Source organism: Quadrisphaera sp. KR29, assembly GCF_052644995.1.
The window spans coordinates 365389-392013 of record NZ_JBQXXG010000001.1 but is presented as its reverse complement, the minus strand read 5'-3'; the positions used below and the strand labels follow the sequence as shown (position 1 = coordinate 392013).

The window sequence follows — 26625 nt, the reverse complement described above, 5'->3', positions numbered from 1 at the left end:
CCGCCGCGCGCGCGGCGGGCACCGGCACGGGCCGGGTCCTGCACCGCAGGACCCGGCCCGTCGTCGTCCTCCGCCGTGCTGGGGCGCCGCCGCCGGGGCGCGGGGGGTGGCGCGGACGGGGTCCGGCTCGTCGCCAGCCCGCCGGCACCGCCGTAGGCTCGGCGGCGATGAGCGCCTCCACGAGCACGGCAGCCACCGCACCCCCGGAGTGGGAGGCCCCGACCAGCGAGGCCGGCGTCGACGCCGAGGTCCGCCTGCCGGGCTCGAAGTCCCTGACCAACCGCTACCTCGTCCTGGCGGCGCTCGCCGAGGGACCCTCGGAGCTGCGGGCCCCGCTGCGCTCGCGCGACACCCTCCTCATGGCCGCCGCGGTCTCCGCCCTCGGCGCCCGCGTGAGCGACCTGCCTGCCGGCCCCGCTGACGCCGTCCCCGGCTGGCGCGTGGAGCCCGGGGCGCTGCGCGGCGCCGGACCGCTGGACTGCGGGCTGGCCGGCACCGTGATGCGCTTCCTGCCGCCGGTGGCCGCCCTGGCCAGCGGCGACACCACCTTCGACGGCGACGCCCACGCCCGCACCCGTCCCATGGCGCCCCTGGTCGGCGCCCTGCGCGACCTGGGAGCCGACCTCGACGACGGCGGCCGCGGCCTGATGCCGTTCACGGTGCACGGCGCCGGCCGGCTGCCCGGCGGGCGGACGGTGCTCGACGCGAGCGCCTCCAGCCAGTTCGTCTCCGCGCTGCTGCTGGCCGGCGCCCGCACCGACGCCGGCGTCGAGGTGGTCCACGAAGGACCGCCCGTGCCCAGCGCGCCGCACCTGGTGATGACCGAGCAGGTGCTGCGCGACGCCGGGGTGGAGGTCGAGTCCGACCTGCCCGCCAGCGGCGGCGCCTCGGGCACGCGGTGGCGGGTGGCGCCCGGCCGGGTGGGCGCCCTCGACGTCGACGTCGAGCCCGACCTGTCCAACGCCGCGCCGTTCCTCGCGGCGGCGCTGGTCACCGGCGGACGGGTCACCGTGCCGGGCTGGCCGCAGCGCACCACGCAGGCCGGTGACGCGCTGCGCGACCTGCTCGACGAGATGGGCGCCGACGTCGACCTCACCCCCGAGGGCCTCACCGTGCGCGGTGGCGACGGCGTCTCCGGCATCGACGCCGACCTGCACGACGTCGGGGAGCTCACCCCGGTGCTGGCCGCGGTCGCCGCGCTCGCCGACACCCCCACCCGGCTGCGCGGCATCGCCCACCTGCGCGGCCACGAGACCGACAGGCTCGCGGCGCTGGCCGCGGAGCTGAACGCCCTCGGCGGCGACGTCTCCGAGACCGGGGACGGGCTGCTCATCCGGCCGCGGCCGCTGCACGGCGGCAGGTTCTCCACCTACGGAGACCACCGGATGGCGACGGCGGCGGCGGTGCTGGGCCTGGTGGTGCCCGGCGTCGTCGTCCTCGACGTGGGCACCACCGCCAAGACCCTGCCCGGCTTCACGGGCCTGTGGGCGGGGATGCTCGCCCGCTGATGGCCGAGGACCGCCGGCGCGCCTCCGGCTACGACGAGCGCGACGTCAGGGTCAGGCCCAACCGCCGCGGGTCGCGCCCGCGCACCAAGGACCGCCCCGACCACGCCGAGGCCGTGCCGGCGCGCGTGCTCACCATCGACAGGGGCCGGATCACCGTCCTCGTCGGGGAGGGCGAGGACGACGAGCGGCAGGTCGTGGCGATGCGCGCCCGCGAGCTGGGCCGGGCCGGCATCGCCGTGGGCGACCGGGTCGGCGTGGTCGGCGACACCAGCGGCGCCGTCGACACCCTCGCGCGGGTGGTGAGGATCGAGGAGCGCAGCTCGGTGCTGCGGCGCACCGCCGACGACACCGACCCCGTGGAGCGGGTGCTCGTGGCGAACGCCGACCAGCTGCTCGTGGTGACGGCCGTGGCCGACCCGGCACCCGTGCAGCGCATGGTGGACCGGTGCCTGGCCGCCGCCTACGACGGCGGCCTGGAGCCGGTGCTCGTGCTGACCAAGGCCGACCTGGGCGACCCCGCCGAGGCGCTCGCGGCGTGGGCGGCGCTCGACGTGCCGGTGCTCGTGGTGCGCCGCCGGGTCCTGGAGGACGGGACCCGCGTGCTGGACGGCGTCGACGCCGTGCGCGAGCGGCTGACCGGGCACGAGAGCGTGCTCGTCGGGCCGTCCGGCGTGGGCAAGTCGACGCTGGTCAACGCGCTGGTGCCGGGCGCGGGCCGGGCGACCGGCACGGTGAACGAGAGCACCGGGCGCGGACGGCACACCTCCAGCTCCGCGGTGGCGCTGTCGCTGCGCGACGGCGACGGCGCGCGGGCCGGCTGGGTCATCGACACCCCGGGCGTGCGCAGCTTCGGTCTGGCGCACCTGACCCCCGAGCGGCTGCTGCGGGCCTTCGGCGACCTCGAGCCGGGCACGGCGGAGTGCCCGCGCGGCTGCACCCACGACGACGCGGTGACCACCGAGTGCGCCCTGGACGCCTACGTGGCCTCCGGCGCCGCCGGGGAGGCCGGTCCGGCGCGGCTGGACTCGCTGCGGCGCCTGCTGCGCAGCCGCTCCGGGGAGGCCGACCTGCGCTGAGCCTGCCCGGGTCACCGGCTTCCGGAGCACGTCCGGGCATCAGGACCGCCGGGGACGGCCATCCGGCAGGCCGAGGGCGCGGCGCTCGAGAGCGGCCAGGGCCTGCGTGGCCCGCGGGTCGCCGCGGCGGACGTCGGCCAGCGGGTCGGGGCTGACGGCCGCCAGCGCCGAGAGGGGCTGGCTCGCCAGAGCCCGCCAGGCGAGGAGCTCGGTGCGGCTGCGCCGGGTCTCGCCCTGGACGTCGGCGTCGCCGTCCAGCCAGGCCCGCGCGGCCCCCGCCCGCCGGGCGAAGCGCAGCCTCACCGGCAGCCACAGCGCCACGACGAGCAGCACGGGCAGCACCGCGACGGCGAGCCCGAGGACGGTCGCCAGGTGGCCGATCGTCGCTGCGAGGTCCGCGCCGGCGGTGGCGAGGTCGCCGGCGGAGCCGCTGGCGCCCGTCAGGGGCGAGGCCAGCTCGTCACCGACCAGCGGCACGCGTCCCGCGGCATCGGCGGCGCCGCCCAGCTGGTCGCTCAGGCCGCCCGCGCCGCGGGACAGGGAGCGCGCCGGGTCGGCGAGGGCGGCGACGGCGCCGTGGACCACCACCCCGGTCACGACGCACACCACCGCCCAGACCAGGACGGCGACGTCGGCGGTCACCTGGCGGGCGCGGCGAGCGGGGCTGGCGGCGTAGGGCTGCAGGGGCACGCCCCGATCCTGTGCCGGGCCCCGTGCTCGCGCAGGGTCAGAGGTCGACCGAGCCGCCGGTGCGCCAGTAGACCGCGTCGGCCCTGTCGAGGAAGCCCTCGTCGACGAGGTAGCGGCGCAGGGCGGCGACGTCGTCGTGGAAGGCCCGCAGGAGGGCGTTGACCTCCAGCTCGGGGTAGCGCTCCCCCGGCTCGAAGACCCTGGCGATGAGGTCGAGCACCACGAGGCGCTTGGCGCGCTTGGCGGGGATGCTGGTCAGCCGGCCGTCGGCGTCCAGGAAGGCCCGCAGCACCTTCTCGCGCCCCGCCAGGGCCTGCTGCAGCGGCTCGCCGATCGCGCCGTCGGTGCTGCCGCTCGTGCTGCCGTGAGGTGCGGGGACCACGTCACCCAGGGTAGGCGGGACCGCTACGGTGCCCCGTGTGCCTCTCTACGACGACGACCTGAGGCTCGCGCACGTCATCGCCGACGCCGTGGACAACCTCACCTCCGCCCGCTTCAAGGCCCGCGACCTGGTGGTCGAGACCAAGCCCGACCTGACGCCCGTGACGGACGCCGACAGGGCCGCCGAGGAGATCGTCAGGTCGCAGCTGAGCCGCACTCGCAGCCGCGACGGCTTCGTGGGCGAGGAGAGCGGCACCTCCCGGGGCTCCTCGGGGCGGCAGTGGGTCGTCGACCCGATCGACGGGACGAAGAACTTCGTCCGCGGCGTGCCGGTGTGGGCCACGCTCATCGCCCTCCTCGACGACGGGGAGCCCGTGCTCGGGGTGATCTCGGCGCCGGCGCTGAACCGCCGGTGGTGGGCGGCGCGGGGCACCGGCGCCTACACCGGGCCGCGCCTGAGCTCGGCGAAGCGGCTGCAGGTCTCGCAGGTCTCCGCCCTCGGTGACGCCAGCCTGTCCCACTCCGAGATCTGGGAGTGGGAGGAGGCGGGGCGCCTGGAGGGCTTCCTCGACCTCACGCGGAAGGTCTGGCGCACGCGCGGCTACGGCGACTTCTGGAGCTACGTGCTCGTGGCCGAGGGCGCCGCCGACATCGCCTGCGAGCCCGAGCTGGCGCTGCACGACATGGCGGCGCTGGTGCCGGTGGTCACCGAGGCCGGGGGGCGCTTCACCTCGCTGGACGGGCAGGACGGCCCGCACGGCGGGAACGCGGTGGCCACCAACGGCCTGCTGCACGACGAGGTGCTCGGGCTGCTGGCGCGCCGCTGACGACCGGGCCGGCGCAGCGGCCGCGCCGGCACACCCTGGACAGCACGAAGGCCGCCGATCCAGAGGATCGACGGCCTTCGCCAGGAGTAGCGGGGGCAGGATTTGAACCTGCGGCCTCTGGGTTATGAGCCCAGCGAGCTACCGAGCTGCTCCACCCCGCGTCGGTGAGATGAACACTACCCGACCTCCGGCGGGGAGCCAAAACGGGTCCCCACCGCCGCAGCGGTGGGAACCCGTCAGGTGGGAGCGGCGCCGGGGCGCCGCGGACTCAGCCCGTGGCGCCCGCGGCCTCCGAGGGGCTGGCGGCGCCACCGGCGGCCGCCGCAGCCTCAAGGGCCGCCCGCAGCCGCTGCTGTGCCTCGCCGTAGGCGGCGAAGTCGCCGCGCTGCAGGGCCTGCTGGGCGTCCTGGTCGGCCTGGATGGCCTCCTGCAGCGCCGCCTGCGCGTCGGCCGGCAGCGGGGTGCCGGGGGCGCTCGGCGAGGGCGCAGGCGTGCTCGGCGCAGCACTGGGAGCGCTCTCCGAGGGCGACGGCGAGGGAGTCGTCCCGTCGCCGGGGGTCGCACCGGGCGGCGGCTCGTCGCCGGAGCCCTGGCCGACGTCGCCGGCCTGCGCCCCCGAGTCGCCGCCGAAGACCTCGTTGAGGGCCTCGTTGAGCGTGGGGGCGAAGCCGATGTTGTCCCCGAAGGAGGCCACCACGCGCCGCAGCACGGGGTAGGCCGTCTCACCGGTGCTCTGCACGTACACCGGCTGGACGTAGAGCAGGCCGTCCCCGACGGGCAGCGTCAGCAGGTTGCCGTTGATCACCGACGACCCGCCCAGGCGCAGGATGTTGAGCTCCTGCTGGACGTTCGGGTCGGCGTTGATCTCCGCCTGCACCTGGCCGGGGCCCTCCACGGTGCCCTCGGTGGGCAGCTGCAGCAGCCGCAGCGCGCCGTACCCGGGCGCCTTCTGCCCGGCCGTGGAGCCGGCGTCGGCGTCGACCGCGAGGTAGCCGGTGAGGATGTTCCGGCCCGCCTGCCCCGCCTGGTTGCGCGGGATGTACGTCGTGGTCAGGGAGAACGAGGGCTCGTCCTGCCCCGGCATCTGCAGCGTGAGGTAGTACGGGGGCTGGGCCGGCGCCGTCGTGCCCTGCTGGGTCGGTGCCGTCGGCTCCGGGGGCGAGGTCCAGAAGTCCTGCTGGGAGAAGAACGCGCCCGGGTTGGTCACGTGGTAGCTCGACAGCACCGTGCGCTGGACCTTGAAGAGGTCCTCGGGGTAGCGCACGTGGGAGACCAGGTCGGCCGTCATCTCCGAGATCGGGCGCAGGGCGTCCGGGAAGGCCCTGTCCCAGGCGCGCAGCACCGGGTCGTCCGGCTCCCAGGCGTACAGGCGCACCGCACCGCTGTAGGCGTCCACGGTCGCCTTGACGGAGTTGCGCATGTAGTTGACGGTCCGCGGCGGCAGCGCCGCCACCGTGCCCGACGCCGTGGTCAGGGTGTCGGTGGTGGCCGCCTCCAGGGGCTGCGGCTGGGAGTACGGGTACTCCGAGGAGGTCGTGTAGCCGTCGACCACCCACAGGACCCGGCCGTCGACGATCGTCGGGTACGGGTCGCCGTCCAGGGTGAGGAAGGGCGCCACCTTCTGCACGCGCTCGCGCGGGGTGCGGTCGTACAGGATCTGGCTCTCGGGGTTCAGCGAGCTGGAGAGCAGGATGTTGGCGTCGCGGAACTTGATCGCGTACAGCGCCCGCTCGAGGTAGTTGCCCACGCTGGGCCCGCCGTCGCCGGTGTAGGTGTAGCGGACCTCCCCGCCCTCGGCCGTGTCGTCCGGGTAGTCGATCTCCTGGCGGGGGGCGCCGTCGGGCGCACCCACGATGGAGTACTCCGGGCTGTTCTCCCCGAAGTAGATGCGCGGCTCGTACTCCGGCAGGGAGCCGCTCGTGGGGATGCCCCCCTCGAGGTAGCGGGGCAGGCCGCTGCCGCCCTGCTCGTTGCCGGCCGCGGCCACCAGGCCGTACCCGTGCGTGTACTGGGTCCGGGTGTTGACCCACGACTGGTTGCCGATGCCGCTGAGGTTGAGCTCGCGCAGCGCCACGACGACGTCCTGGCTGGAGTCACCGAGCTGGTAGCGGTCGACGTCGAGCGGGTCGGGGAACTGGTAGAAGTTCCTGACCTGCTGGTTCTGCCCGAACGTGGGCGGGACGACGGCCGGGTCCAGGATGCGGATGCTCGCCGTGGTGCCCGAGTCCCCCTGCAGCGCGCCGGGCGTCGCCTGCTGGTCGGGGGTGTAGCGGGTGACCTCCGTGTCGGCGAGCCCGAACGCCGCGCGCGTCGCCTCGATGTTGTCCGCGATGTACGGCGCCTCGACGTTCGCCTCGTTCGGCACCACCTGCACGCGCTGCACGACCGCGGGCACGATGCCGGCCGCCACGACGGCGACGACGACGAGCAGGCCCACCCCGGCGGCCGGGAAGCGCCAGCCGCCGCGCACCGCGGTGACGACGAAGAGCACCGCGCAGATCACGGCCGCGATGGCCAGGATCCCCCGCGCCGGGACGACGACGGCGACGTCGGTGTAGCTGGCGCCGGCGAAGCGGGCGTGGGTGTTGGTCAGCGTGGAGTACCTGTCGAGCCAGTAGCTCACCGCCTGCAGGCCCACGAGCACCGCGGCCGTGCTGGCCAGCTGCACGCGGGCCGCGACGGTGGTGCGCGCGCCCGGCCCGGAGACGCGCAGGGCGCCGTACAGGTACAGCGTCACCGCGCCGGCGATGCCGGCCAGCAGCACGACGGCCGTGAGCAGGCCCACCACGAACCGCACGAAGGGGATGGTGAAGACGTACAGCCCGACGTCGTGCCCGAAGACGGGGTCGACCTGCCCGAAGCTGGTGCGGTTCCACCACAGCAGCACCGTCTCCCAGCGGCTGGAGGCGGCGGAGCCCGCGAACAGGCCCAGCAGCAGCGGCAGGACGACGGTGAGCACGCGGCGCAGCGGCTCCAGCCCCTCGCGGTACCTGTCCAGGCTGGCCGCGGGGCCGGGCACGGGGGCGTAGACCGGCCGGTGGCGGTAGGCGAGCGCCATGCTGGCCGCCACCGCCGCCGCCATCAGCGCCCCGGCGACCAGGAAGAGGACCACCCGCAGCGCCAGCTGGGTCAGGTACACCTGGCTGAACCCGACCTGGCGGAACCACAGGACCTCGGTGATGACGTTGGTCAGCAGGCTCAGCAGCAGCAGGACGACGGCGACGCCCACGAGCACCGGGACCAGCGGACGGCGGCGCTGCGGACCCCCCCGGGCTGTGCCGGGCGCACCCGGGCGCGGTGGGCGGGGCGGTGGCGACGTCACCGGGCTCTTCCTCCATCAAGCCCGTCGGAGCTCCGACGGGCGGCTCGGGGCGGGCTCAGATCGTCGCACGCCCCGCTGGGGCGCAGGTCCCCCGGACCGCCCCCGGGCGATCACAGGAGGGTCACGGCTGGCTGGGAACCGCCTGACCAGCTGCCCAGCCGGTCAGCGGGCCGGTCGACGGGCCGGGCGCTCAGGGGCAGCCGGGCAGGTCGCGGCCGCCGCCGCTGCCGACCTCCTCCACGGCCCGCCGGGCCTGGGCCAGGGTCGAGACGGCCACCACGCGCAGCCCGTCCGGCACGTGCCCGGCCACCTCCGCGCAGTTGGCCTGGGGCGCCAGGAACACCTCGGCGCCCGCGGCGCGGGCGCCGAGCATCTTCTGCCGGACCCCGCCGATGGCGCCGACCGCGCCCGTGGAGTCGATCGTCCCCGTGCCCGCGAACCGCTGCCCGCCGGTCATCTCCCCCGGCGTCAGCAGGTCGACGACGCCGAGGGCGAACACCAGCCCGGCGCTGGGCCCGCCGACCTGGTCCACGGCGATGCGCACGTCCACCGGTGGCTCGGCGCGCTCGCTCACGAGGACGCCGAGCACCGGTGAGCCGTCCTCACCGGCGCCGACGGGGACGACCACGTCCTGGCGGGCGCCGTCGCGCTCCACCTCCACACCGGCCCGGCCCCCCGCGCCCACGGCCCGCACCGCGTCGCGCAGGGCGGAGGCACCGGTGACGGGCGAGCCGTCCACGGCCGTCACGACGTCGCCGTCGCGCAGCAGGCCCGCGGCCCCGGAGCCGGTCACCACGTCGGTGACCACCACCCGCACGGGCACGTCGTAGCCGAGCTCGGTCAGCGCGGCGACGGTGGCGGCCTGCTGGGAGCCGGTGAAGGCGGCGGCGTTGCTCTGGTCGACCTGCTCCTCGGTGGCGCCCGGGGGGAACAGCGCGGCCGCCGGCAGCACGGCGCTGTCGTCGTCCAGCCAGGCGGCGACCTGCCCACCGAGGTCCAGGGACCTGCCCGGTCCCCCGCTGACCCGGACCGTGGTGAGGTCCAGGGAGCCCGACGTCGGGTAGGTGCGGGCCCCGGTGATGGTGATCAGGCGCTGGTCGCCCTCGCCGGACAGCACGTCGCGCACCGGTCCGGGGCTCTCCACGGCGAACGGCACCGGCACCAGCGCGACCACCGAGACCAGCGCCACGGACACCGCTCCGCACACCAGCGCGGCCACCGCCCGCGCCGAGGCCCGCACCCGCTCCGGTGCCGCCGGGCCGGCTCCCGGAGCCGCCGCGAGCCCGTCGGCGGGCTCCGGGGTGGGCGCGCTCACCGGCCCCGCCTGGCCCGGGCCTGGCGCAGCACCGCCGCCGTGGCCACGACGGCGACCGCCGCCCCGGCCGCCCCGGCCGCGCCCAGCGCCGCCTGGCTCGGCAGGCGCGGGCCGGTCGCGGCGCCGCGCCGGGCGGCCCGCCGCTCGCGCACGTCCTCCAGCAGCACGGCCAGGCACTCCTCGTTGCCGTGCTCCGGGCGCCACCCCGCGGCGCGCAGCCGCTCGGAGGAGACCGCCCACGGGTGCACGACGTAGGCCAGGTCGCCGGCGGGCGTCGGCAGCAGCCCCAGGCGTGCCAGGCGCTCCGCCGTCGCGTGGGCCAGGCGGGCGGGCAGCTCCACCGAGCGCAGCCCGGAGGAGCGCTCCAGCGCCTCGTGCACGAGCACGCCGTCCGCACCGGCGCCCATCGCCCCGGTGAGCCCCTCGCGCAGGACGACGGCGACCGCGGCGGCGAGGTCGTCGACGTGGCAGAACTGCCACACCGGCGCCCGCTCGCGCAGCGCCAGCAGCCGGGGCACCTCGAACGAGCGGGTGACCACCGTGTCGACCCCCGGACCGACCACCGCGGCGGGCCGCAGCACGGCCGTCGGGACGCCCGGCATCGCCTGCGCCGCGCGCGCCCACACCTCCTCCACCGCGAGCAGGTCGCCCACCAGGCCGTCATCGGGGGCGGCCAGCAGCGGGGCGCCGTCGGGCAGCGGCACGGGCGCGTCCGGCAGCGCGCCGTGCACCATGGCGCTGCTGACCAGGACGAGCCTGCGCGCACCGGCCGCCGCCGCGGCCGTCACCACCGCCCGCACCGACGCCTCGGCGCGCTCGCGCCGGGTGGCCGCGGGCACGGCCAGGGCCGCGCGCAGGTCGCTGTCGAGCGCCACGTGGACCACCGCCGCCGGGGGCTGGCCCGCCGACATCGCGGCGAGCACGTCGGGGGTGGTGAGGTCGACCCGGACCCGGCGCAGCCGGCCGCCCGTCCCGGCGTCGGCGTCCGGCTGGTCCGGCCGGCGGCCGCCCGGTGCGGGGTCCGGCGCCGCGGTGTCCTCCAGGGCGACGACGACGGCGCCCCGGGCCGCGAGCCGTCGTGCCAGGGCGCGCCCCGCGGGCGACTGCGCGCCGGTGACCACGACGTGGCCGTCCTCGGGCGGCGCGGCCCGCGCGGCGCCGTCCACCGGGTCAGCCACCAGCGATCCTCCTCCGCTCCACCAGGTCCGGCCGCGGCGCCCGCTGCCGGCGGCGCTCCGGGGCGGCCACCACCGGCTCCCCGTGGGTACCGTGGGTGAGGACGGCGCCAGGCACATCCTGCCGCGTCGTCCCGGCGGCGGCCGCCGCACCGCCACCGCTCGTCCCGACCCGCGGCTGGAGGACCGGTGCCCGACACCCCGCCGCCCCCTCGTCCCGACGAGGACCCGGAGGAGGGCAGCCCCGGCTCCTCCGGCGGGCCCCAGGACCCCCTGTCCCAGCTGTTCTCCGCCCTCGGGGGCGGCGCACCCGGCGGCCTCCCGGGCGGCCTCGGTGGTCTGGGCGGCCTCGGTGGCCTGGGCGGGCTCGGCGGGCCGGGCGGCCAGGGCGGCCTGCCCGGCGGCATCGACCCCGCCCAGCTGTTCGAGCAGCTCCAGAAGGACCCGCAGGCCATGGCGCAGGCGGTGGCGGCCGTGCAGCAGCTCATGGCCTCCGCCGGAGACGGCCCTGTGAACTGGCAGCTGGCGCACGACGTCGCCCGCCAGGCCGCCGTCGCCGAGGGCGACCCCGCGCCCAGCTCCTCGCAGGAGCGGGAGGTGGCCGAGGCGCTGCGCCTGGCCGACCTGTGGCTCGACCCGGTGACCGACCTGTCCTCCGCCTCCGCGGCCGGGCGCGCCTGGTCGCGCGCGGAGTGGGTCGAGGCCACGCTGCCCACCTGGAAGCGCCTGGCCGAGCCGGTGGCCAGCAGCGTCGCCGACGCCGTCGCCTCGGCCATGGCCGAGCAGGTGCCGGAGGAGGCGCGCGCCATGGTCGCCGGTGCCAGCTCGATGATGCGCTCCCTGGGCGGCACGGTCTTCGGCGCCCAGCTCGGCCAGGCCGTGGGCGGGCTGTCCCACGAGGTGGTCTCCGCCACCGACGTCGGCATCCCCCTGGTCGCCGGGAGCACCACCGCGCTGCTGCCCAGCGGCGTGGCCGCCTTCGCCGACGGGCTCGGGGTGCCCGCCGGAGAGGTGCGCCTGTTCCTGGCCGCGCGCGAGGCCGCCCACGCGCGGCTGTTCGCCGGCGTGCCGTGGCTGCGGGGCCACCTGCTGGGCACGGTGGAGGCCTACGCGCGGGGGATCACCCTGGACACGGGCCGCATCGAGGAGGCGGTGCGCAGCATCGACCCCTCCGACCCGACCGCGCTGCAGGAGGCGCTGGCCTCGGGGGTGCTCGAGCCGGAGAAGACCCCCGCGCAGCAGGCGGCGCTGGAGCGCCTGGAGACGGCGCTGGCGCTGGTGGAGGGCTGGGTCGACCACGTCGTCGACGCCGCGACCCGCTCGACGCTGCCCAGCACCGCGGCGCTGCGGGAGGCGGTGCGGCGCCGCCGCGCCGTCGGCGGACCCGCCGAGCACGTCATGGCCGGCCTGGTGGGCCTGGAGCTGCGCCCGCGGCGCCTGCGCGAGGCCTCCCGCCTGTGGGCGGCGGTCGAGGCGGCGCGCGGTCCGGAGGGCCGCGACGCCGTGTGGGCGCACCCCGACCTGCTCCCCACCGCGGCCGACCTGGACGACCCCGACGGGTACGCCACCCGGCGCAGCGACGCGGAGGCCGCCTCGGCCGACGTCGACGCCGCCCTGGAGGCGCTGCTGCGCGGCGAGGACCCCCGCGGCGACGACCCGCGTCCCGAGCAGCCCGGCGACGGCCAGCCCGGCGACGGCCACCCGGGCGACGGCCACCCCGGCGGCGGGCCCGCCGGCCCGCCCCGCTGACGGCCCGGTGACCCCCGCCGAGGCCGACGCCGAGCTGGCGCGGCTGCGCCCGGCCGACCCCGAGCAGGCCGCGCTGGTCGCGGACTACCGCGCCCAGCTCGCCGCCCACCCCGGCGCGGGCGGTGGCTTCGCCGGCAGCGCCCTGCACCGCGCCGGCCCGCCGGCCCACCTGACGGCCTCCGCGCTGGTGCTGGACGAGAGCGCCACCCGGGCGCTGCTCCTGCTGCACCGCAAGGCCCGGGCGTGGCTGCAGCCGGGCGGCCACCTCGAGGGCGCTGACGCCTCCCTGCTCGCCGCCGCCGTGCGCGAGGCCTCCGAGGAGACCGGCCTCGGTCCGCTGCTGCGCCCGGCCGCGGGGCTGGTGGACCTGCACCGCCACGCCCTCGGAGCGGCGTTCGGGCGCTGCCGGGAGCACCTCGACGTCGCCTTCGTCCTCACCGCTCCCGAGGGGGCCCAGCCGGTGGTCAGCGCCGAGAGCGACAGGGTGGCCTGGTTCCCCCTCGACGCGCTGCCGGGCGGCGTCGCGCCCGACGTGCCACCGCGGCTGCGGCGGGCGGCCGCGCTGCTGCGCGCCTGAAGCCTCCCCCGTCCTCGCAGCCGGGCGCCCGGATGCGGTTCCAGGGTGGGCGGGAAGCGCAGCCGGGCGCCCGGTTGCGGGAAGGGCGGCGGCGCGCCGCTCAGCGTCAGCCGGGCAGCTGCGCGGCCGGGTCGGCGCCGTCGTCGACGTCGTCGATCGGCAGGTCGCGGGCGGTGGCGAAGCCCTCCAGGTAGCCGCGGGCGCGCTCGGTGCGCGGGTACGCCTCCACGAGCTCCCAGAAGGCCTCGCCGTGGCCGTGCTCGAGCAGGTGCGCCAGCTCGTGGACCAGCACGTAGTCGACCACCCAGGAGGGCATGCCCTGGAGCCTGTCGGAGAGGCGGATGGTGCCGTCGGCGGTGGTGGTCGAGCCCCACCGGGTGGTCTGGTTGGCCACCCACCGCACGCTGGAGGGACGGGCCCGCCCCCCGAGGTAGCGCGCGCTGAGCTCGGAGGCGCGACGGGCGAGCGCCTCGTCGCTGGGACGGCGCCGCTGGTCCTGCGCCGCGAGCCGGGAGACCATCCGCTCCACCCAGACGCGCTCCTGGGCGCGGGTGAAGCCGGCGGGGATGCAGACCACCACGGTGCCGCCGTCGCGGAAGGCCGTCACGGTGCGCCGGCGCCGGGCGCTGCGCCGCACCTCCACGGGCGGCGGGCCGGACGGCGGGGTCGCGGGGGCGTGCGCGGGGTCGGTCCCGACCGCTCGCGCCCCCTGCGCCGCCATGGGCCAACGCTACTGCCCCGCACGCCCCTCCACCGGCCACGACACCCGGCTGGCGGCCAGGTGGGGGACCCGCTGGTGGCGCCGTCCGCCGGGGCGGTGGCGCACGCCCCGGCGGACAGGGCCGGACGGGCGTCCCCGCGTTGACGGTCGGGGGCGCCGGCCCTACCGTCAGGAGCAGTCCTCCGGTCGGGGGGCCCACCGCAGGGGAAGGCGGCACGGCCCACCGACCGGGGGACGACTGCTGCCAGGCACCGGTGTCCGGACCAGCCGCTACGGTGGCGCGGACCGCCACACCCGTCCGGGCCCCAGCCCGGGCCTGACACGAGGAGGCCCCCGTGGCCGAGACCTACTCGGGCTCGTTCTACTGCGTGAAGTGCAAGGAGAAGCGCGACGCCGAGGGCGGCGTCGTCGAGACCAACGGCCGCCGCATGGCCAAGGCGAAGTGCCCCGTGTGCGGCACCAACCTCAACCGCATCCTCGGCAAGGCCTGAGGGCCGCCGCAGGGCCGCTCCGCTGGCGCCGCTCCCTGTGGACGGCGCCAGCGGGCCAGGGGCCGCGGGTGCCAGGCTCGAGGGGTGACGGCCCCTCCCACCCGCAGGCTGCGCCCCGGCCTGCTCACCGCCTGGCGCTCCCCCGGCCGGCTGCAGGTCGGCGTCGGCACCGGGGCCCAGGTGCTGGAGGGTCTCACCGCCGCTGAGGAGCTGGTGGTCGACGCGCTCGCCACCGGGGCCGACGCGACCTCCCTGCACCGCCTGGCCGCCCTGCACGGGGGCACCCCGGAGCGCACCGCCGCGCTGCTGGAGGCCCTGGAGGGCGCCGGCGCGCTGGAGGCGCCCCCCGCGGCCCCGGGCGGCCCGGGAGGGCTGGAGGGCGCCGTCGCGGTGGTGCTGGGCGCCTCCCCCACCGGGCGCGCCGTCGCGCTGGGCCTGGCAGCGGCCGGGACGGGCACCGTCCTGGTCGAGGACGAGGCGCCGGTGACGCGGGCGGACGTCGGCCCGGGCGCCTTCGACCCCTCCGACCTGGCCCTGCCGCGGGGCGCCGCCGCCGCACGGGCCGTCGCCCGCCGGCACCCCTCCACCCGCACCCGGGCCGGTGCCCAGGAGCGCCTGCGACCCGACGTCGCCGTCGTGCTCGCCTCCGGGGCCCACGACGCGCGCCGCAGCGAGCCGCTGGTCCGCGAGGGCGTGGTGCACCTGGGGGTGCTGCACCGGGGCGCGACCGCCGCGGTCGGCCCGCTGGTGCGGCCGGGCAGCGGTGCCTGCCTGCGCTGCCTGGACCTGCACCGCGCCGACCGGGACCCGGAGTGGCCGCGCCTGGTGCCGCAGCTCAGCGCTCCCGCGGGCGGGCCCCGGCGGCCCGAGGCGCCGGAGCTCGCGGCCCTGGTCGCCGCGGTCGCCGTGCAGCAGGTCGTGGCGCACCTGCTCGGGCACGACCCCGCCGCCGTGGACGCGACCCTCGAGGTGGACCGCTCCGGGGCCCTGGGCGTGCGGCCCTGGGCGCCCCACCCGCGCTGCGGGTGCACCTGGGACGGGGGTGGGCCGGCGGGGTGACCTGACGGGGTGGGTCAGGGGTGGGTCAGGGGTGGGCCGGAGAGGTGGCCGGGCGCGGGTGCGTGCGGCCGGGCCCCGCCTGCGCGCAGCAGCCGGCCGTCGCAGGATGGCGGGGTGGACGCACCCGCGCAGGACCCCCTGGACCGCGAGCCGGACGGCAGTCCGGGCGAGCAGGACGACGACGAGCGCGCCGGCCGGCGCGGCGGCGCCATCCCTCGCGGGTCGCTGAGCCGGGGGCTGCGCCTGGCGGGGCTGCCCGCCGCCTTCGCCGGGCGCCAGGCCGTCGGCCTGGGTCGCCGGATCGGCGGCCGCTCGCAGGCCGACGTGCAGGCCTCGGTGCAGCAGGCGACGGCCGAGCAGCTGTTCAAGGTGCTGGGCCAGCTCAAGGGCGGGGCCATGAAGGTCGGGCAGGCGCTGTCCGTGCTGGAGGCCGCGCTGCCCGAGGAGCAGGCGGGGCCGTACCGCGCCGCCCTCACCAAGCTGCAGGACGCAGCACCGCCGATGCCGGCGGCCACCGTGCGCGCGGTCATGGCCGCCGAGCTGGGCCCGGCCTGGCGCTCGCTGTTCACCACCTTCGAGGAGAGGCCGGCCGCCGCGGCCTCCGTGGGGCAGGTCCACCGCGCCACCTGGTCCGACGGGCGCCCGGTGGCCGTGAAGGTGCAGTACCCCGGGGCCGGGGACGCGCTGCTGGGCGACCTGGAGCAGGTCGGCCGCCTGGTGCGGGTGGCCGCCGGCTGGATCCCCGGGATGGAGGTCGGGCCGATCATCGCCGAGCTGCGCGAGCGGGTGGCCGAGGAGCTGGACTACCGCGCCGAGGCCGCCTCCCAGCAGGCCTTCGCGGACGCCTTCGCCGGCGACGAGGAGGTGGTGGTCCCCGCCGTCGTCACGGCCACTGGCCGCGTGCTGGTCAGCGAGTGGCTCGACGGGGTGCCCCTGTCGAAGGTGATCGCCGACGGCACGCAGGAGCAGCGCGACCTCGCCGCCCGCCGCTACCTTGAGGTGCTCCTCCTCGGCCCCGCGCGCGCCGGCCTCCTGCACGCCGACCCCCACCCGGGCAACTTCCGGCTCACCCCCGACGGGCGCTTCGGGATCCTCGACTTCGGGGCGGTGAACCGCCTTCCCGACGGAATGCCGCCCGCGATCGGCAGGCTGCTCGGGGCGGCCCTCGACGGGGATTCCGAGACCGTCGCCGACGGGCTGCGCGAGGAGGGCTTCATCCGCGAGCGCATCCAGGTGGACCCCGCAACGCTGCTCGACTACCTGGACCCTTTCCTGGAGCCGCTGCGCCACGAGGAGTTCCGCTTCGACAGGGCGTGGCTGCAGTCGCTGTTCCGCCACGTCAACGACCGCGAGCGGCCCGAGTGGACCATCAACCTCAAGGTCAACCTGCCTCCGGAGTACGTGCTCATCCACCGGGTGTGGTTCGGCGGCATCGGGGTGATGTGCCAGCTGGGCGGTGTGGTGCCCGCGGTGCAGGTGCTTTCCGACTTCCTGCCCGAGTTCGCCGAGGAAGAGCCCGCGGGCGCATGAGCCCGATTGTCCTGGACACCTTTTCGCGGTCCGTTCCGGTGACGCCCGAGACGACACGGGGACCTCGCATTGCGAATTCCTCACGACATGTGCGATAAAGGCGCTGATCGTCCTCCTCGCGGTGGACGAGCCACCCCAGCGCGACGTGAGAGAGACGGCATGGCCACCAAGACCATCACGCACATCACCGACGACCTCGACGGGAGCTCGGACGCCGAGACCGTCAAGTTCGGCCTCTGGGGAGCGACCTACGAGATCGACCTCTCGGAGGAGAACCAGAAGAAGCTCGAGGCGGCCCTGGAGCCCTTCCTGGCCGTGGCGCGCAAGAGCGGTGCGGCGGGCGCCCGCCGCACCGGGACCTCGCGCAGCACCTCCGCCTCGTCCTCCGCGGGCGGCGGCGACTACGACGCGAAGGCGGTGCGCGCCTGGGCCTCGGCCAACGGCGTGTCCGTCCCCGCGCGCGGGCGCATCCCCAAGACGGTGCTCGAGCAGTACCAGTCCGCCGCCGGCTGACCGGCGCCGACCGCGCAGCGCCCGCTCCCCTCGGGGGGCGGGCGCTGCTGCGTGTGCGCGCTCCACGGCGGCGGGCGGCGGCGTGCGGGCCTCAGGGCAGGACGAGGCCCTCGCGGGCGCGGGAGGTGACCTGCAGCGGCACCACGACGCCGTCGCCGACCCACGCCGGCACCAGCGCCGGGCGCACCGCGGCCGCCAGGGTGACCTCCGCCGTCAGCCCGTCGGGGCTGCCGGTGGGCTCCACCACCGCCAGACCGACCAGGTCGGAGGGCTGCGGCGTGCGCGCCAGCAGCGCCGCGGCGCTGCGCCGCACGCCGGCGTCGTCCAGGGGCACTCCCTGCCCGGGCAGGACGCCCGCGCGGTAGTAGGCCTCCTCGTCCAGGGCGTCGGCGGCGTCGAGCGCGGCGGAGTCGGCCACCGAGAGCAGGTGGGTGCGGGCCAGGTGCAGCTCGGTGGCCGCGGCCCCCACGAGCACCAGGGCGGTGACGACCACGGCGTCGACGACGACCAGCGGGGTCACCGACCCCCGGTCGCCGCGGAGTCGCTGGCCGCCGGGGCTCACCGGCCGGTCCTGAGCGCCGAGAACCTGTCGACGACGGCGGAGCCCGCGGCCTCGACTGGCACCTGCGCGGGCACGGCGGGGCGCAGCAGCGGCGGCACGAACGGCAGCGGGACCTCCACGCGGACGGTGACGACCACCGCGGTGTCAGGGGCCAGGCACCCGGCCGCCTCGCAGGCGGTGGCGGCGGTCGCGTCGGCGGGGGTGAAGCCCTGGTCGGCCAGGGCGAGGTCGAGCGCCGCCTGCGCCCGCGCGGGGGCGTCGGCCGGGTCGGCGGCGGTGACGTAGGCCCGGGCCGCTGCCCGGGAGCCCGCCGAGGCGGCGTACGCGCCGGCCTGCAGGCGGGCCAGGACCACCACGAGGTAGGCCACCGGAACGAGCAGGAGCAGCGCCAGGACGACGAACTCCAGCGAGGCGCTGCCGGCCTCGCCCTCGGTGGCGCCCGCCCCTCCCGCGGCGCGGGCGCGGGGGCGCAGGGACCCCAGCGCAGCGCGCAGGCGCCTCACGGGAGCACCTCCACCAGGCCGTGGCCGCGCACCGTCATGGAGCCGCCGCCGAACCAGCCGACCAGCGGCAGGGGCACGGTGGCGCTCACCTCGACGACGTCCAGGCCGCCGGAGCGCACCCGGGCGGCCTGCACGTCGTCGGCGTAGGAGGCCGGCAGCGAGGCCCGCACCAGCTCCCGGGCGCGCTCGGCCCCGTCGGCGGGCGTGCGGTCGGCCAGGGCGCCGAAGCGGGCGCCCTCCCCGACGCAGTCGACCAGGGTGCCGCGCAGGTGCAGCGCGAGCGCCAGCTGCAGCAGGCTGGCGAAGAGCACCGAGACCAGCGCCATGACCATGACGCTCTCCGCGACGGCCGCGCCGGCGTCGCCGCGGGGGCGGCGCCGGGCCGGTCGCGCGGGCGTCACGGGACCTGGACCGCCGCCATGGCGCCCTGGAACATCTCGGTGAGCATGGGGCCGGCCACGGCCGCGAGGCCGACGACGATGCCCGCCGTCATGACGGTGACGAGCACCCAGCCGGGCACGTCACCGCGCTCGCGCTCAGCGGGTGCGGTCGCGCCGAGCAGGTGCGGCAGGCCGCCGGACGCGGCGGTGGCGGCGGTCAGGAGCAGGGTGGCGAGGCGGTGCACGGGTCCTCCGGTGGGTTGCGGGTGTCGGATGGGGCGGTCAGAGGTGAGCAGGGGCGGTCAGGGCGTCAGGCGCAGGACGGCCAGGCCGGGGTAGACGGCGAAGAGCACGGTCACCGGGAGCACGAGGAAGACCACCGGGACGATCATCAGCAGCTCCTTGCGCCCCCGGCCTCCACGAGGCGGCGGCGGGCCAGCTGGCGCACGTCCTGGGCCTGCGCGGCGAGCACGTCGGCCAGGGGCGAGCCGCGCTCGACGGCCACGGCGACGCCGTCGACGAAGCGGGCCAGGGGGGCGGCCGACGTGCGCTCGCCCATCCGCGCCAGTGCGGCCACCAGCGGCGTGCCGGAGCGGGCGTCGGCCAGGGTGGTCCGCAGCTCGCCGGCCAGCTCCCCGCGGCACGTGCGCGAGACCCGCTCGAGGGCACCCACCGCACCCTCCCCGGCGCCGACGGCCAGGGCGAGCAGCTCGGCGACGGTGGGCAGCTCGGCCAGCAGGCGCTCCTCGCGGCGGCGGACGGCCCGGCCCAGCGCCTGGTCGCGCGCCAGCACGCCGCAGGCGGCGCCGGTCGGCACCAGCAGCACCGCCGCGAGCAGCGGGCCTCCCCGGGCGACGACGACGAGGGCGGTCAGCAGCGCTGCGCCGGCGCCCAGGGCGCCCCACACCACCTGCTCGGCGCGGTAGTGCTCCACCGCGGTGGTGCTGCCGGCCTGCAGGAGGCGGCGGCAGGTGGCCGCGGTGCTCGGCGAGCGGCGCGCCGCCAGGCGCGCCAGGGGGGCCAGCAGGCCGCCCGGACCCGTGCCGAGCACGCGGGCCAGCGCCCCGGCGGGGGCGCGGCCGGGGGCCAGCAGGCGCGAGCCGCGCGGCCTGTCGCTCAGGTGGGGTGCCAGCCGGGCGTCCAGCGCCGGGCGCGACCAGGTGGGCACCCCGAGCAGCGCCAGCCACAGGCCCGCGCCGGCGAGCAGGCCGAGCGCGCCGCCGAGGGGGCTCACCGCAGCACCCGCTCGTCCTCGGGCAGCCGCCCGACCCGGCGCATGACCGCGTAGGCCAGCGCGCAGCACACGGCGCCGCTGAGGATCACCAGCGCCCCGGCCGGCTCCCGGAAGGCGCTGACCGTCCCCGGGCGGGTGCACAGCAGGAGCAGCACCACCCAGGGGGCGGCGACGGCGAGGCGCGCGGTGGCCACCGTCCAGCTCTGCCGGGCCAGCAGCTCACCACGGGTGCGCGCGTCGTCGCGCAGGAACGCCGACAGGGACCGCAGCACCCGGCCGAGGTCGCTGCCCCCGACCTCGCGGGTGAGGCGCAGCGCCTCGAGCACCCTGTCCGCCACCGGGTCGGCGAGGGCGTCCTTGAGGCGGTCCAGCGCCGGCAGGAACCGGCCGGTGGCGCGGTGGTCGTCGGCGAAGTCGGCGAACGCGGGCCGCAGCGGCTCAGGACCGTGCACGGCCAGGGCCGCGAGCGCCTCGGGCAGCGACAGCCCCGCGCGGACGCCGGAGGCGAGGTGGTCGACGGCGTCGGGCCACAGCTCGCGCACCGCGGCGGCCCGGGCGCGGGCGCGCCCGCGCAGCAGCGCGACCGGACCCCAGGACGCGCCGGCCCCGAGCACCAGGGCCAGGGGCACCGACCCGGAGACCAGCAGGGCGGCCGCGGCGACGGCCAGGGCGCACGCCGCGCACGCCGCGCCGAGTGCGGCCACCGGCAGCCCGGCCGCTCCGGCGGCGGCCAGCAGGTCCTCGGCGCGGGCGCGCAGCCCGGGGCGCGCCGCGGGCGCGGCGTCGTCGTCGTCCGGCTCGGCCCAGCAGGCCCACCAGGCGCAGAACAGGCCGGCGCCCAGCAGCAGTCCGGTGAGGGCGCCCACTCACGCCTCCTGGCGCAGCAGGGCCGCGAGGTCGAAGCCGGCGCGGGCGAAGCGCTCCTCGTGCGGGGCCGAGCCGCTGCCGCGCACGAGCCGCGGCCCGCCGCCGTCCAGCACGGTGCCGAAGACGGTGCCGGTCTCGATGACGCCCGCCTCCACCCGGCCGGGCACCGCCAGGACCTCGCGCACGCGGCGGCGGCCGTCGGCCTCCAGCGCCACGTGCACGACGAGGTCGACCGCGGAGGCGACGGTGGGGACCACGAAGTCGGCGGTGACGTTGGGCCCGGCCAGCAGGGGCAGGGTGCACAGCTTGGTCACCGCCTCGCGGGCGCTGTTGGCGTGCACGGTGGCCATGCCGGGAAGACCCGAGTTCAGCGCGATCAGCAGGTCCAGGCTCTCGGCCTGGCGCACTTCCCCGACGACCAGGCGGTCGGGGCGCATGCGCAGCGCCTCCTTGACCAGCCGGCGCAGGGTGATCTCCCCGGTGCCCTCCAGGCCCGGCTGGCGGCACTGCAGGCCGACCACGTCCCGGCCCGCGAAGGCGAGCTCGAAGACCTCCTCGACGGTGATGACGCGCTCGCGGGAGGGGATCGCCGCCGACAGGCAGTTGAGCAGCGTCGTCTTGCCCGCCTGCGTGCCCCCGGCGACGAGCACGTTCAGACCCGAGGCGACGGCCGCGTCGAGGAAGGCGGCGCACGCGGCGGTCATGGTGCCGAGCTGCACGAGGTGCTCGGTGCGGGAGGCCCTGACGACGAACTTGCGGATGTTCACCGCCCAGTGGCGGCGGGTGACGTCGGGGATGGCGACGTGCAGGCGGGCGCCGGAGGGCAGTGCCGCGTCGACGAAGGGCGAGCTGAGGTCGAGCCGGCGTCCGCTGGTGCGCAGCATCCTCTCGACGAGGTCGTGGACGGCGCTCTCGGTGAGGATCGTCGTGGTCAGCTCCGAGCGGCCGCCGCGGGCCACGAAGACCTTCCCCGGCTCGTTGATCCAGATCTCCTCGACCTCGGGGTCGTCGAGGTGCACCTGCAGGGGGCCGTACCCGGCCACGGCGTCCACGACGGCGCGCACGGTGGCGCTGCGGTCTGCGAGGCCGGGCAGCGACCCGGTCAGGCTGCGCTCGTCGTAGTCGGCGACGACCTCCTCCACGAGGCGGCGCACGACCTCCGCGTCCTGGGCGGGGTCCAGCGCGCGGCGCCTGACCAGCTCGCGGACCTCGTCCTCGACGATGGTGGTGGCCTCCACGGCGGTCCCCTCCTCGTGTGCGTCGTCGTGCTGGGTGCCCGTGCTGGGTGCCCGTGCTGGGTGCCCGTGCTGGGTGTCGTGCTCGGTGGGCGCCGCGGCCCGGCGGGCCCGGCGCAGCGCGGCGCCGTCCCAGGGCCCGGGGCCTCTCAGGACGGCGCGGCGCAGACGCTAGGCGGGTCCGCGCGCCGGGCGCTGGCGTGCGGGTGACGGCCGCCCCTGCGGCAGGAGCGCGCCGACCCACAGACCCCGGATGGTCACGCGCAGTGACCGCTCGACCACCGCAATCCCTCGCGAAGCGGGACGGAGCACGACGGCGCGGGACGAAGCGGTGCGGCACGGGCGAAGCGGACGCCCGTCCCCAGCCTCCACGGCGGTGGCCCGCGGCCCCGACCGCGCCCGGCTGTCCACAGGTGCGGGGCCGGTGCCGGCGCGGGACCGCCCTGGGCGGGCAGGGTCGGCGGGTGCGCCTGGAGGTCACCGTCCGCCGCGCCGGCTGCCCCGCACCCGGCGTGGACGTCGTCGTCGAGGCCCCCGCCGGTGCACCGCTCGCCCGCGTGCTGCCCGACCTGGCCCGGGCCGCCGGGCTGCCCCCGGTGCCGCCGCCTGCCGTGGGCGTCGCCGGCGCCGCCGTCCCCGCCACCGCCCGGGTGGGCAGCCCGCCGCTGCTGCGGGGCGCGGTGGTCGAGCTCGCCCACCCCGGCGCCCAGCCCCACCTCCGCCTCGATGACCAGGACGGCGACCAGGACGGCGACCCGGACGGCGACCCGGGCGGCGCGGGCGAACCGGACCCCGGGCCCGCCTCGCCGCTGCTGCGCGTGCTGTCGGGCCCTGCGGCCGGTGCCAGCGCCCGCGTCCCCCTGGGCAGGACGCACCTGGGGCGGGGACGGGGGTCGCTGCTCGTGCTGGACGACCCGGCGGCGTCGCGCCGCCACGTCGAGCTGGACGCCTCCCCCGCAGGCGTCAGGGTCCGCGACGCCGGCTCGGCCAACGGCGCCCAGCTCGACGGCGTCCCGCTGGCGCGCACCTGGACCCCGCTGCCGGACGGCGCGCTGCTGGGCGTCGGCTCCGGCGTCCTGCAGCTGTGCGCCCGGCCCGCCGGTCCCGCGGCCCGCGAGGTGCGCCCCGACGGGTGCGGCGGCCTGGTGCTGGCCCCGGGAGCACCGCCGGAGCCCGAGCCCGGTCCGCCGTCGCCCGTGGAGGTGCTGCTGCCGGCGCCCCCGGTGCCCCCGGCTGCTGCTCCCGTGGCGTGGGTCCCGGTGCTGGCACCGGCCCTCCTCGCCGTCCCGCTGGCGCTGCTGTGGTCACCGGTGGTGCTGCTCCTGGGGGTCAGCGGCCCCCTGGTCGCCGTGCTGTCGGCCCTCGTCGACCGCCGGCGCCGCTCGCGCCGCCACGCCGCGGCCGTGGCCGAGCACCGCGCCGCCAGCTCCCGCGCCCGCGCCCGCGCGGCCCGGGAGCTGGCCGCCGAGCGCACCCGGCGCGAGCGGCGCCACCCCGGGCCGGCGGTGGTCCTCGAGGTCGCGCAGCAGCGCGGGGACCGGCTGTGGGCGGCCCCCGGGGCCGGCGCGGTCCCCCGGTGGCCGGTGCGGGTCGGTGCTGGTGCGGTCCTGGCCGACGTGGTGCTGCAGCACGAGGACGGCGGCGGCGGGGACGGCGACGCCGGGGACGACGGCCGGGAGGACGCCGGCCCCGGCGCCGGGGGCGCCCGGCGCGGCGCGCGGGAGCGGCTCGAGCACCCCAGCGCCCCCGTGGTCGTCGACCTGGCGGTGACCCCGCGGGTGCACGTGACCGGTGACGGACGCGCGGCCCGGGCCGCGGTGCGCGCCCTGGTCGGCCAGCTGGCGGTCCTGCACCCCCCGGAGCACCTGCGGCTGCGGGTGGTCACGGACGACCCTGCGGCGTGGGGGTGGACGCGCTGGCTGCCCCACGCTGAGCCGGGAGGGCCAGGGGCGCCGGACGCGCCCGTGCTGGTCGTCGTCGACTCCGCGCTGGGCTCCGGGGGCTCAGCAGGCGCGGACCAGGACGCGGACCGGGACGCGTCGCGGGCCGTGCACGGCGACCTCGTCGTCGTCCTGGGGCGCCCGCCGGCCGCCGGGTCGGCCGGGGCCGCGGAGCTGCGCGTCGCGCCGGGCGGCGCCGCCACGTGGAGCGCGGCGGGCGCGCGCACGCGCCTGGTCGCCGACCTGGTCTCCACCGCCTGGGCCGAGGAGGTCGCCCGCCGCCTGGCCCCGCTGCGCACGCCCGCCGCCGCGGGCAGCAGCCCGGCGCCGGCGCCGTCGCTGGTGGAGCTCACCACCCGGTCAGCGGGCACCGACCCGCTCGACGCCGCCGCCGTCCGGCGGCGCTGGGCCCGCGCCGGCGGGGGCGGCGCCGCCGTCGCCGTGGGGACCAGGGCCGACGGGTCGCCCTGGGTGGTGGACCTCGACGCTGACGGGCCCCACGCCCTGGTGGCGGGCACCACCGGCGCCGGCAAGTCCTCGCTGCTGGTGGCGTGGGTGCTGGCGCTGGCGGCGGCCGCGCCGCCGGAGGAGCTGTCGGTGGTGCTGGTCGACTACAAGGGCGGCGCCACCGCGGGACGGCTGCGCGGCCTGCCGCACCTGGTGGGGACGGTGACCGACCTCGACGAGCACCTGGCCCACCGCGCGCTGGTGTCCCTGACCGCCGAGGTCAGGCGCCGCGAGCGCGTCCTGGCCGAGCACGCGGCGGTGGACCGCGCGGAGCTGCTGCGCTCGCACGCCGACGGCGCGCGGCTGCTGCCGCGGCTGCTGGTCGTGGTGGACGAGGTGAGGGTCCTGGCCGACGAGGTGCCCGACCTCGTGCCCGGGCTGGTGCGCCTGGCGGCGGTCGGCCGGTCCCTGGGGGTGCACCTGGTGCTCGCCACCCAGCGCCCCGCCGGAGTGGTCAGCGCGGACGCCCGCGCCAGCACGAACCTGCGGGTCGCGCTGCGGGTGCGTGACGCGGCGGACTCCCTCGACGTCCTGGACGACCCCGGCGCGGCGGCGCTGGCGCCGGAGCGGCCCGGGGCGGCGCTGGTGCGCCGCGGCGGTCGGGGGCTGGAGGCGGTGCAGGTCGCCTCCCTGGTGCGCCACGAGCCGGCGCCCGTGCGCGTGCTGCCCACCGGCCGGGGCGCCGCGCCCGACCCCGCGCGCGGGAGCCGGGACGCCCCGGGGGTCGACGAGGTGCCGCTGCTGGTCGCGTCCCTGCGACGCGCCGCGGACGGCCGCAGCGAGCACCCCCGCCCCCGGGCCCCGTGGCTGCCGGCGCTGCCCGAGCTGCTGCCCTGGCGCCACCCCGGTGACGTCCCCGGCGCCCACGGCGCACCCGGCGCCCACGGCGCCTCCGGCGCCCCCGGGGCGGTGGTCCCGGGCGCTGGCGGCGGTCTGCCGCTGGGGCTGCTGGACGAGCCGGAGGTGCCGGCGCAGCGCCCGCTGCACTGGGACGCCGCCGCGCCGCTGGCGGTGTGCGGCGGTCCGGGGTCGGGGCGCACCGCGCTGCTGCGGTGGCTGGCCGTCGCCTCGCCCGGCGAGGTGCACCTGGTGGGGGCCGCGGCGGAGCTGGCCGACCTCGCGGCGCTGCCGCAGGTGGCCAGCACCGTCGACCCCGACGATGGCGAGCACCTCGTGCGCGTCCTGCAGCACCTCACCGGCGCGGTGCGCGCGCGGGGCGGGGCGCGTGCCGGCCACCTGGAGCGGCTGCCGCTGCTGCTCGTCGACGGCGCTGACCGGGTGCTCGCCGGGCGCGCCGGCGGCGGGTCGCGGCCCGGGACCGACCTCGCCGCCGACCTCGCCGCCGACCTGCTCGCCGGCCTGGTCGCCGCGGGAGCACCGGTGGTGCTGGCCACCGACACCGCCGCGCTGTCCTCCCGGGCGCTCTCGGGGGTGCGTGAGGTGCTGCTGCTCGCTCCGGCCGACCGCACGGCTGCGGTCCTCGCCGGGGTGCCCGCGTCGGCCGCTCCCGTCCACTGGCCCCCGGGCAGGGCGCTGCGGCTGCGCCCGGGACCGCTGCGCGAGTGCCAGCTGCCCCTGCTGGACCCGGCCCGCGCGGGGGACGCGAGGGCGGCGGCGCAGGACGAGGAGGGGGCCGTTCCCGCCGGGCGGACCGTGCCGAGCGCGCCGAGGGTGCCGAGGGTGCCGCCCCTGCCCGGGCACCTGCCGCTCCAGGACGCGCGCCTGGTCCACCGGCGCTCCCCCGGGCCCGCTGCCGGGCAGGTCGTCCCGGCCGAGCTGCTCGTCGGCGTGGGCGGCCTGCGGGGCGCTGCCGCGGGGCTGTCCCTGGAGGCGGGCTCCGGCGCGCTCGTGCTGGGCGCCGCGGGCACGGGCAGGACCAGCGCGCTGCGGCTGCTCGCCGCGCTGGCCGCGTCCGCCGGCCGCGGCTGCGTGCTGGTCCGCCCGCGGACCCCGCCCGGACCGGTCGGGCAGCCGGGGGGTCCGCAGGGGGCTGAGGAGCTCCGGGGACCGGGGCTCGCGGTGGTCGGCGGCACGGACGCCGACGCGGCCAGGGCGGTGCTGGGCGCCCTGGCCGCGCAGGTCGCGGGCTGCCCGCCCGCAGGCCAGCCCGGACCTCCGCTGGTGCTGGTCGACGACGCGGAGCTGCTGCTCGGCTCGCCGGTGGAGTCCGTCCTGCTCGACCTCGCCGACGGCGCGGGCCCCTCGTGCGCGGTCGTGGTCGCGGGGACCAGCGGCCTGCTGCCGGCGCACCGGGGCCTGGCGGCGTCCGTGCGGCGGCACCGCAGCGGCCTGCTGCTGCACCCCCTGGCCCCCGGCGACGCGGAGGTGCTCGGCGCCCGCACGCCCGCGGTGCGCGGCGGCCCGCCCGGGCGGGCCACCCTGGTGCGCGCCGGGGCCGCCCTCACCGTCCAGCTCGCCCAGCCGTGACAGCGGTCGCGACCGCGGGTGCCCCGCGCGGGCCCA

23 protein-coding genes and 1 tRNA gene are annotated in these 26625 nt (G+C 78.5%); 10 read left to right on the top strand and 14 right to left on the bottom strand.

The annotated features are described in order from the left end of the window. Positions 1-167: 167 nt before the first annotated feature. Complete coding sequence (aroA, locus tag ACUN9U_RS01625; RefSeq protein ID WP_445483174.1) at positions 168-1508, top strand: 3-phosphoshikimate 1-carboxyvinyltransferase; 1341 nt, start codon at positions 168-170, stop codon at positions 1506-1508. Then, positions 1508-2584: a ribosome small subunit-dependent GTPase A gene (rsgA, locus tag ACUN9U_RS01620; protein ID WP_445483173.1), complete on the top strand. Its 1077-nt coding sequence runs from the start codon at positions 1508-1510 to the stop codon at positions 2582-2584. The genes aroA and rsgA overlap by 1 nt, the downstream gene beginning before the upstream one ends. Before the next feature lie 39 nt (positions 2585-2623). Here the strand turns inward: rsgA and ACUN9U_RS01615 are convergent, their stop codons facing one another. Together ACUN9U_RS01615 and ACUN9U_RS01610 are read right to left on the bottom strand one after the other, a co-directional pair. Further along, a complete protein-coding gene (locus tag ACUN9U_RS01615) occupies positions 2624-3274 on the bottom strand; it encodes a hypothetical protein (RefSeq protein ID WP_445483172.1) in 651 nt (216 codons plus the stop codon). Between the two features lie 37 nt (positions 3275-3311). Then, positions 3312-3656, bottom strand: coding sequence for a DUF2087 domain-containing protein (locus ACUN9U_RS01610; protein WP_445483171.1), 345 nt, complete (start codon positions 3654-3656; stop codon positions 3312-3314). A 37-nt stretch (positions 3657-3693) separates the two neighbouring features. Between ACUN9U_RS01610 and hisN the strand changes: the two genes are divergently transcribed. Further along, positions 3694-4482: a histidinol-phosphatase gene (hisN, locus tag ACUN9U_RS01605; protein ID WP_445483170.1), complete on the top strand. Its 789-nt coding sequence runs from the start codon at positions 3694-3696 to the stop codon at positions 4480-4482. 87 nt (positions 4483-4569) lie between these two features. Here hisN and ACUN9U_RS01600 read toward each other — a convergent pair. From ACUN9U_RS01600 to ACUN9U_RS01585, 4 genes are all read right to left on the bottom strand, one after another. After that, positions 4570-4643 (bottom strand) — tRNA-Met (locus tag ACUN9U_RS01600). Positions 4644-4750: 107 nt separating this feature from the next. Further along, on the bottom strand, positions 4751-7717 hold the full coding sequence (locus ACUN9U_RS01595; protein ID WP_445483169.1) for a UPF0182 family membrane protein: 2967 nt from the start codon (positions 7715-7717) through the stop codon (positions 4751-4753). Positions 7718-7994: 277 nt separating this feature from the next. After that, positions 7995-9119 carry a YlbL family protein gene (locus ACUN9U_RS01590; protein WP_445483168.1) on the bottom strand — a complete coding sequence of 375 codons (1125 nt, stop codon included), beginning with the start codon at positions 9117-9119 and terminating at the stop codon, positions 7995-7997. After that, a complete protein-coding gene (locus ACUN9U_RS01585) occupies positions 9116-10297 on the bottom strand; it encodes an NAD-dependent epimerase/dehydratase family protein (protein ID WP_445483167.1) in 1182 nt (393 codons plus the stop codon). The genes ACUN9U_RS01590 and ACUN9U_RS01585 overlap by 4 nt, the downstream gene beginning before the upstream one ends. Before the next feature lie 186 nt (positions 10298-10483). Here ACUN9U_RS01585 and ACUN9U_RS01580 point away from each other — a divergent pair, with 186 nt between their 5' ends. Together ACUN9U_RS01580 and ACUN9U_RS01575 are read left to right on the top strand one after the other, a co-directional pair. Further along, positions 10484-12043, top strand: coding sequence for a zinc-dependent metalloprotease (locus ACUN9U_RS01580; RefSeq protein WP_445483166.1), 1560 nt, complete (start codon positions 10484-10486; stop codon positions 12041-12043). A gap of 7 nt (positions 12044-12050) precedes the next feature. Further along, complete coding sequence (locus ACUN9U_RS01575; protein WP_445483165.1) at positions 12051-12620, top strand: NUDIX hydrolase; 570 nt, start codon at positions 12051-12053, stop codon at positions 12618-12620. 106 nt (positions 12621-12726) lie between these two features. Here the strand turns inward: ACUN9U_RS01575 and ACUN9U_RS01570 are convergent, their stop codons facing one another. Then, the gene (locus ACUN9U_RS01570; RefSeq protein WP_445483164.1) at positions 12727-13341 is read right to left on the bottom strand and encodes a M48 metallopeptidase family protein; all 615 of its coding nucleotides are present in this window, start codon (positions 13339-13341) and stop codon (positions 12727-12729) included. Between the two features lie 335 nt (positions 13342-13676). Here ACUN9U_RS01570 and ACUN9U_RS01565 point away from each other — a divergent pair, with 335 nt between their 5' ends. The 4 genes from ACUN9U_RS01565 (at position 13677) to ACUN9U_RS01550 (ending at position 16934) form a co-directional block, all read left to right on the top strand. After that, a complete protein-coding gene (locus tag ACUN9U_RS01565; protein WP_109773365.1) occupies positions 13677-13832 on the top strand; it encodes a DUF5679 domain-containing protein in 156 nt (51 codons plus the stop codon). Positions 13833-13916: 84 nt separating this feature from the next. Next, on the top strand, positions 13917-14891 hold the full coding sequence (locus ACUN9U_RS01560; protein ID WP_445483163.1) for a hypothetical protein: 975 nt from the start codon (positions 13917-13919) through the stop codon (positions 14889-14891). Between the two features lie 114 nt (positions 14892-15005). After that, positions 15006-16421 (top strand): ABC1 kinase family protein, encoded by a 1416-nt coding sequence (locus ACUN9U_RS01555; protein WP_445483162.1) that lies wholly within the window; start codon positions 15006-15008, stop codon positions 16419-16421. 159 nt (positions 16422-16580) lie between these two features. Continuing rightward, positions 16581-16934: a histone-like nucleoid-structuring protein Lsr2 gene (locus ACUN9U_RS01550; protein WP_445483161.1), complete on the top strand. Its 354-nt coding sequence runs from the start codon at positions 16581-16583 to the stop codon at positions 16932-16934. Positions 16935-17025: 91 nt separating this feature from the next. On the opposite strand, the gene ACUN9U_RS01545 is transcribed toward ACUN9U_RS01550, so the two are convergent. The 7 genes from ACUN9U_RS01545 to ACUN9U_RS01515 all read right to left on the bottom strand — a co-directional run bounded on the left by ACUN9U_RS01545 (position 17026) and on the right by ACUN9U_RS01515 (position 21718). Then, a complete protein-coding gene (locus ACUN9U_RS01545) occupies positions 17026-17454 on the bottom strand; it encodes a pilus assembly protein TadG-related protein (protein WP_445483160.1) in 429 nt (142 codons plus the stop codon). A 38-nt stretch (positions 17455-17492) separates the two neighbouring features. Further along, entirely contained in the window at positions 17493-17999 is a 507-nt protein-coding gene (locus ACUN9U_RS01540) for a pilus assembly protein (RefSeq protein ID WP_445483159.1), read from the bottom strand. Beyond that, positions 17996-18400 carry a pilus assembly protein gene (locus ACUN9U_RS01535; protein ID WP_445483158.1) on the bottom strand — a complete coding sequence of 135 codons (405 nt, stop codon included), beginning with the start codon at positions 18398-18400 and terminating at the stop codon, positions 17996-17998. Before ACUN9U_RS01535 ends, ACUN9U_RS01540 begins: the two co-directional genes overlap by 4 nt. Further along, the gene (locus ACUN9U_RS01530; protein WP_445483157.1) at positions 18397-18624 is read right to left on the bottom strand and encodes a hypothetical protein; all 228 of its coding nucleotides are present in this window, start codon (positions 18622-18624) and stop codon (positions 18397-18399) included. Before ACUN9U_RS01530 ends, ACUN9U_RS01535 begins: the two co-directional genes overlap by 4 nt. 146 nt (positions 18625-18770) lie before the next feature. Continuing rightward, positions 18771-19613, bottom strand: a complete 843-nt coding sequence (locus tag ACUN9U_RS01525; RefSeq protein WP_445483156.1) for a type II secretion system F family protein — start codon at positions 19611-19613, stop codon at positions 18771-18773. Then, positions 19610-20479 carry a type II secretion system F family protein gene (locus ACUN9U_RS01520; RefSeq protein ID WP_445483155.1) on the bottom strand — a complete coding sequence of 290 codons (870 nt, stop codon included), beginning with the start codon at positions 20477-20479 and terminating at the stop codon, positions 19610-19612. The genes ACUN9U_RS01525 and ACUN9U_RS01520 overlap by 4 nt, the downstream gene beginning before the upstream one ends. Next, positions 20480-21718 (bottom strand): CpaF family protein, encoded by a 1239-nt coding sequence (locus tag ACUN9U_RS01515; protein ID WP_445483154.1) that lies wholly within the window; start codon positions 21716-21718, stop codon positions 20480-20482. Positions 21719-22179: 461 nt separating this feature from the next. On the opposite strand from ACUN9U_RS01515, the gene ACUN9U_RS01510 reads away from it, so the two are divergent. After that, entirely contained in the window at positions 22180-26589 is a 4410-nt protein-coding gene (locus ACUN9U_RS01510; protein ID WP_445483153.1) for an FtsK/SpoIIIE domain-containing protein, read from the top strand. Positions 26590-26625 lie beyond the last annotated feature (36 nt).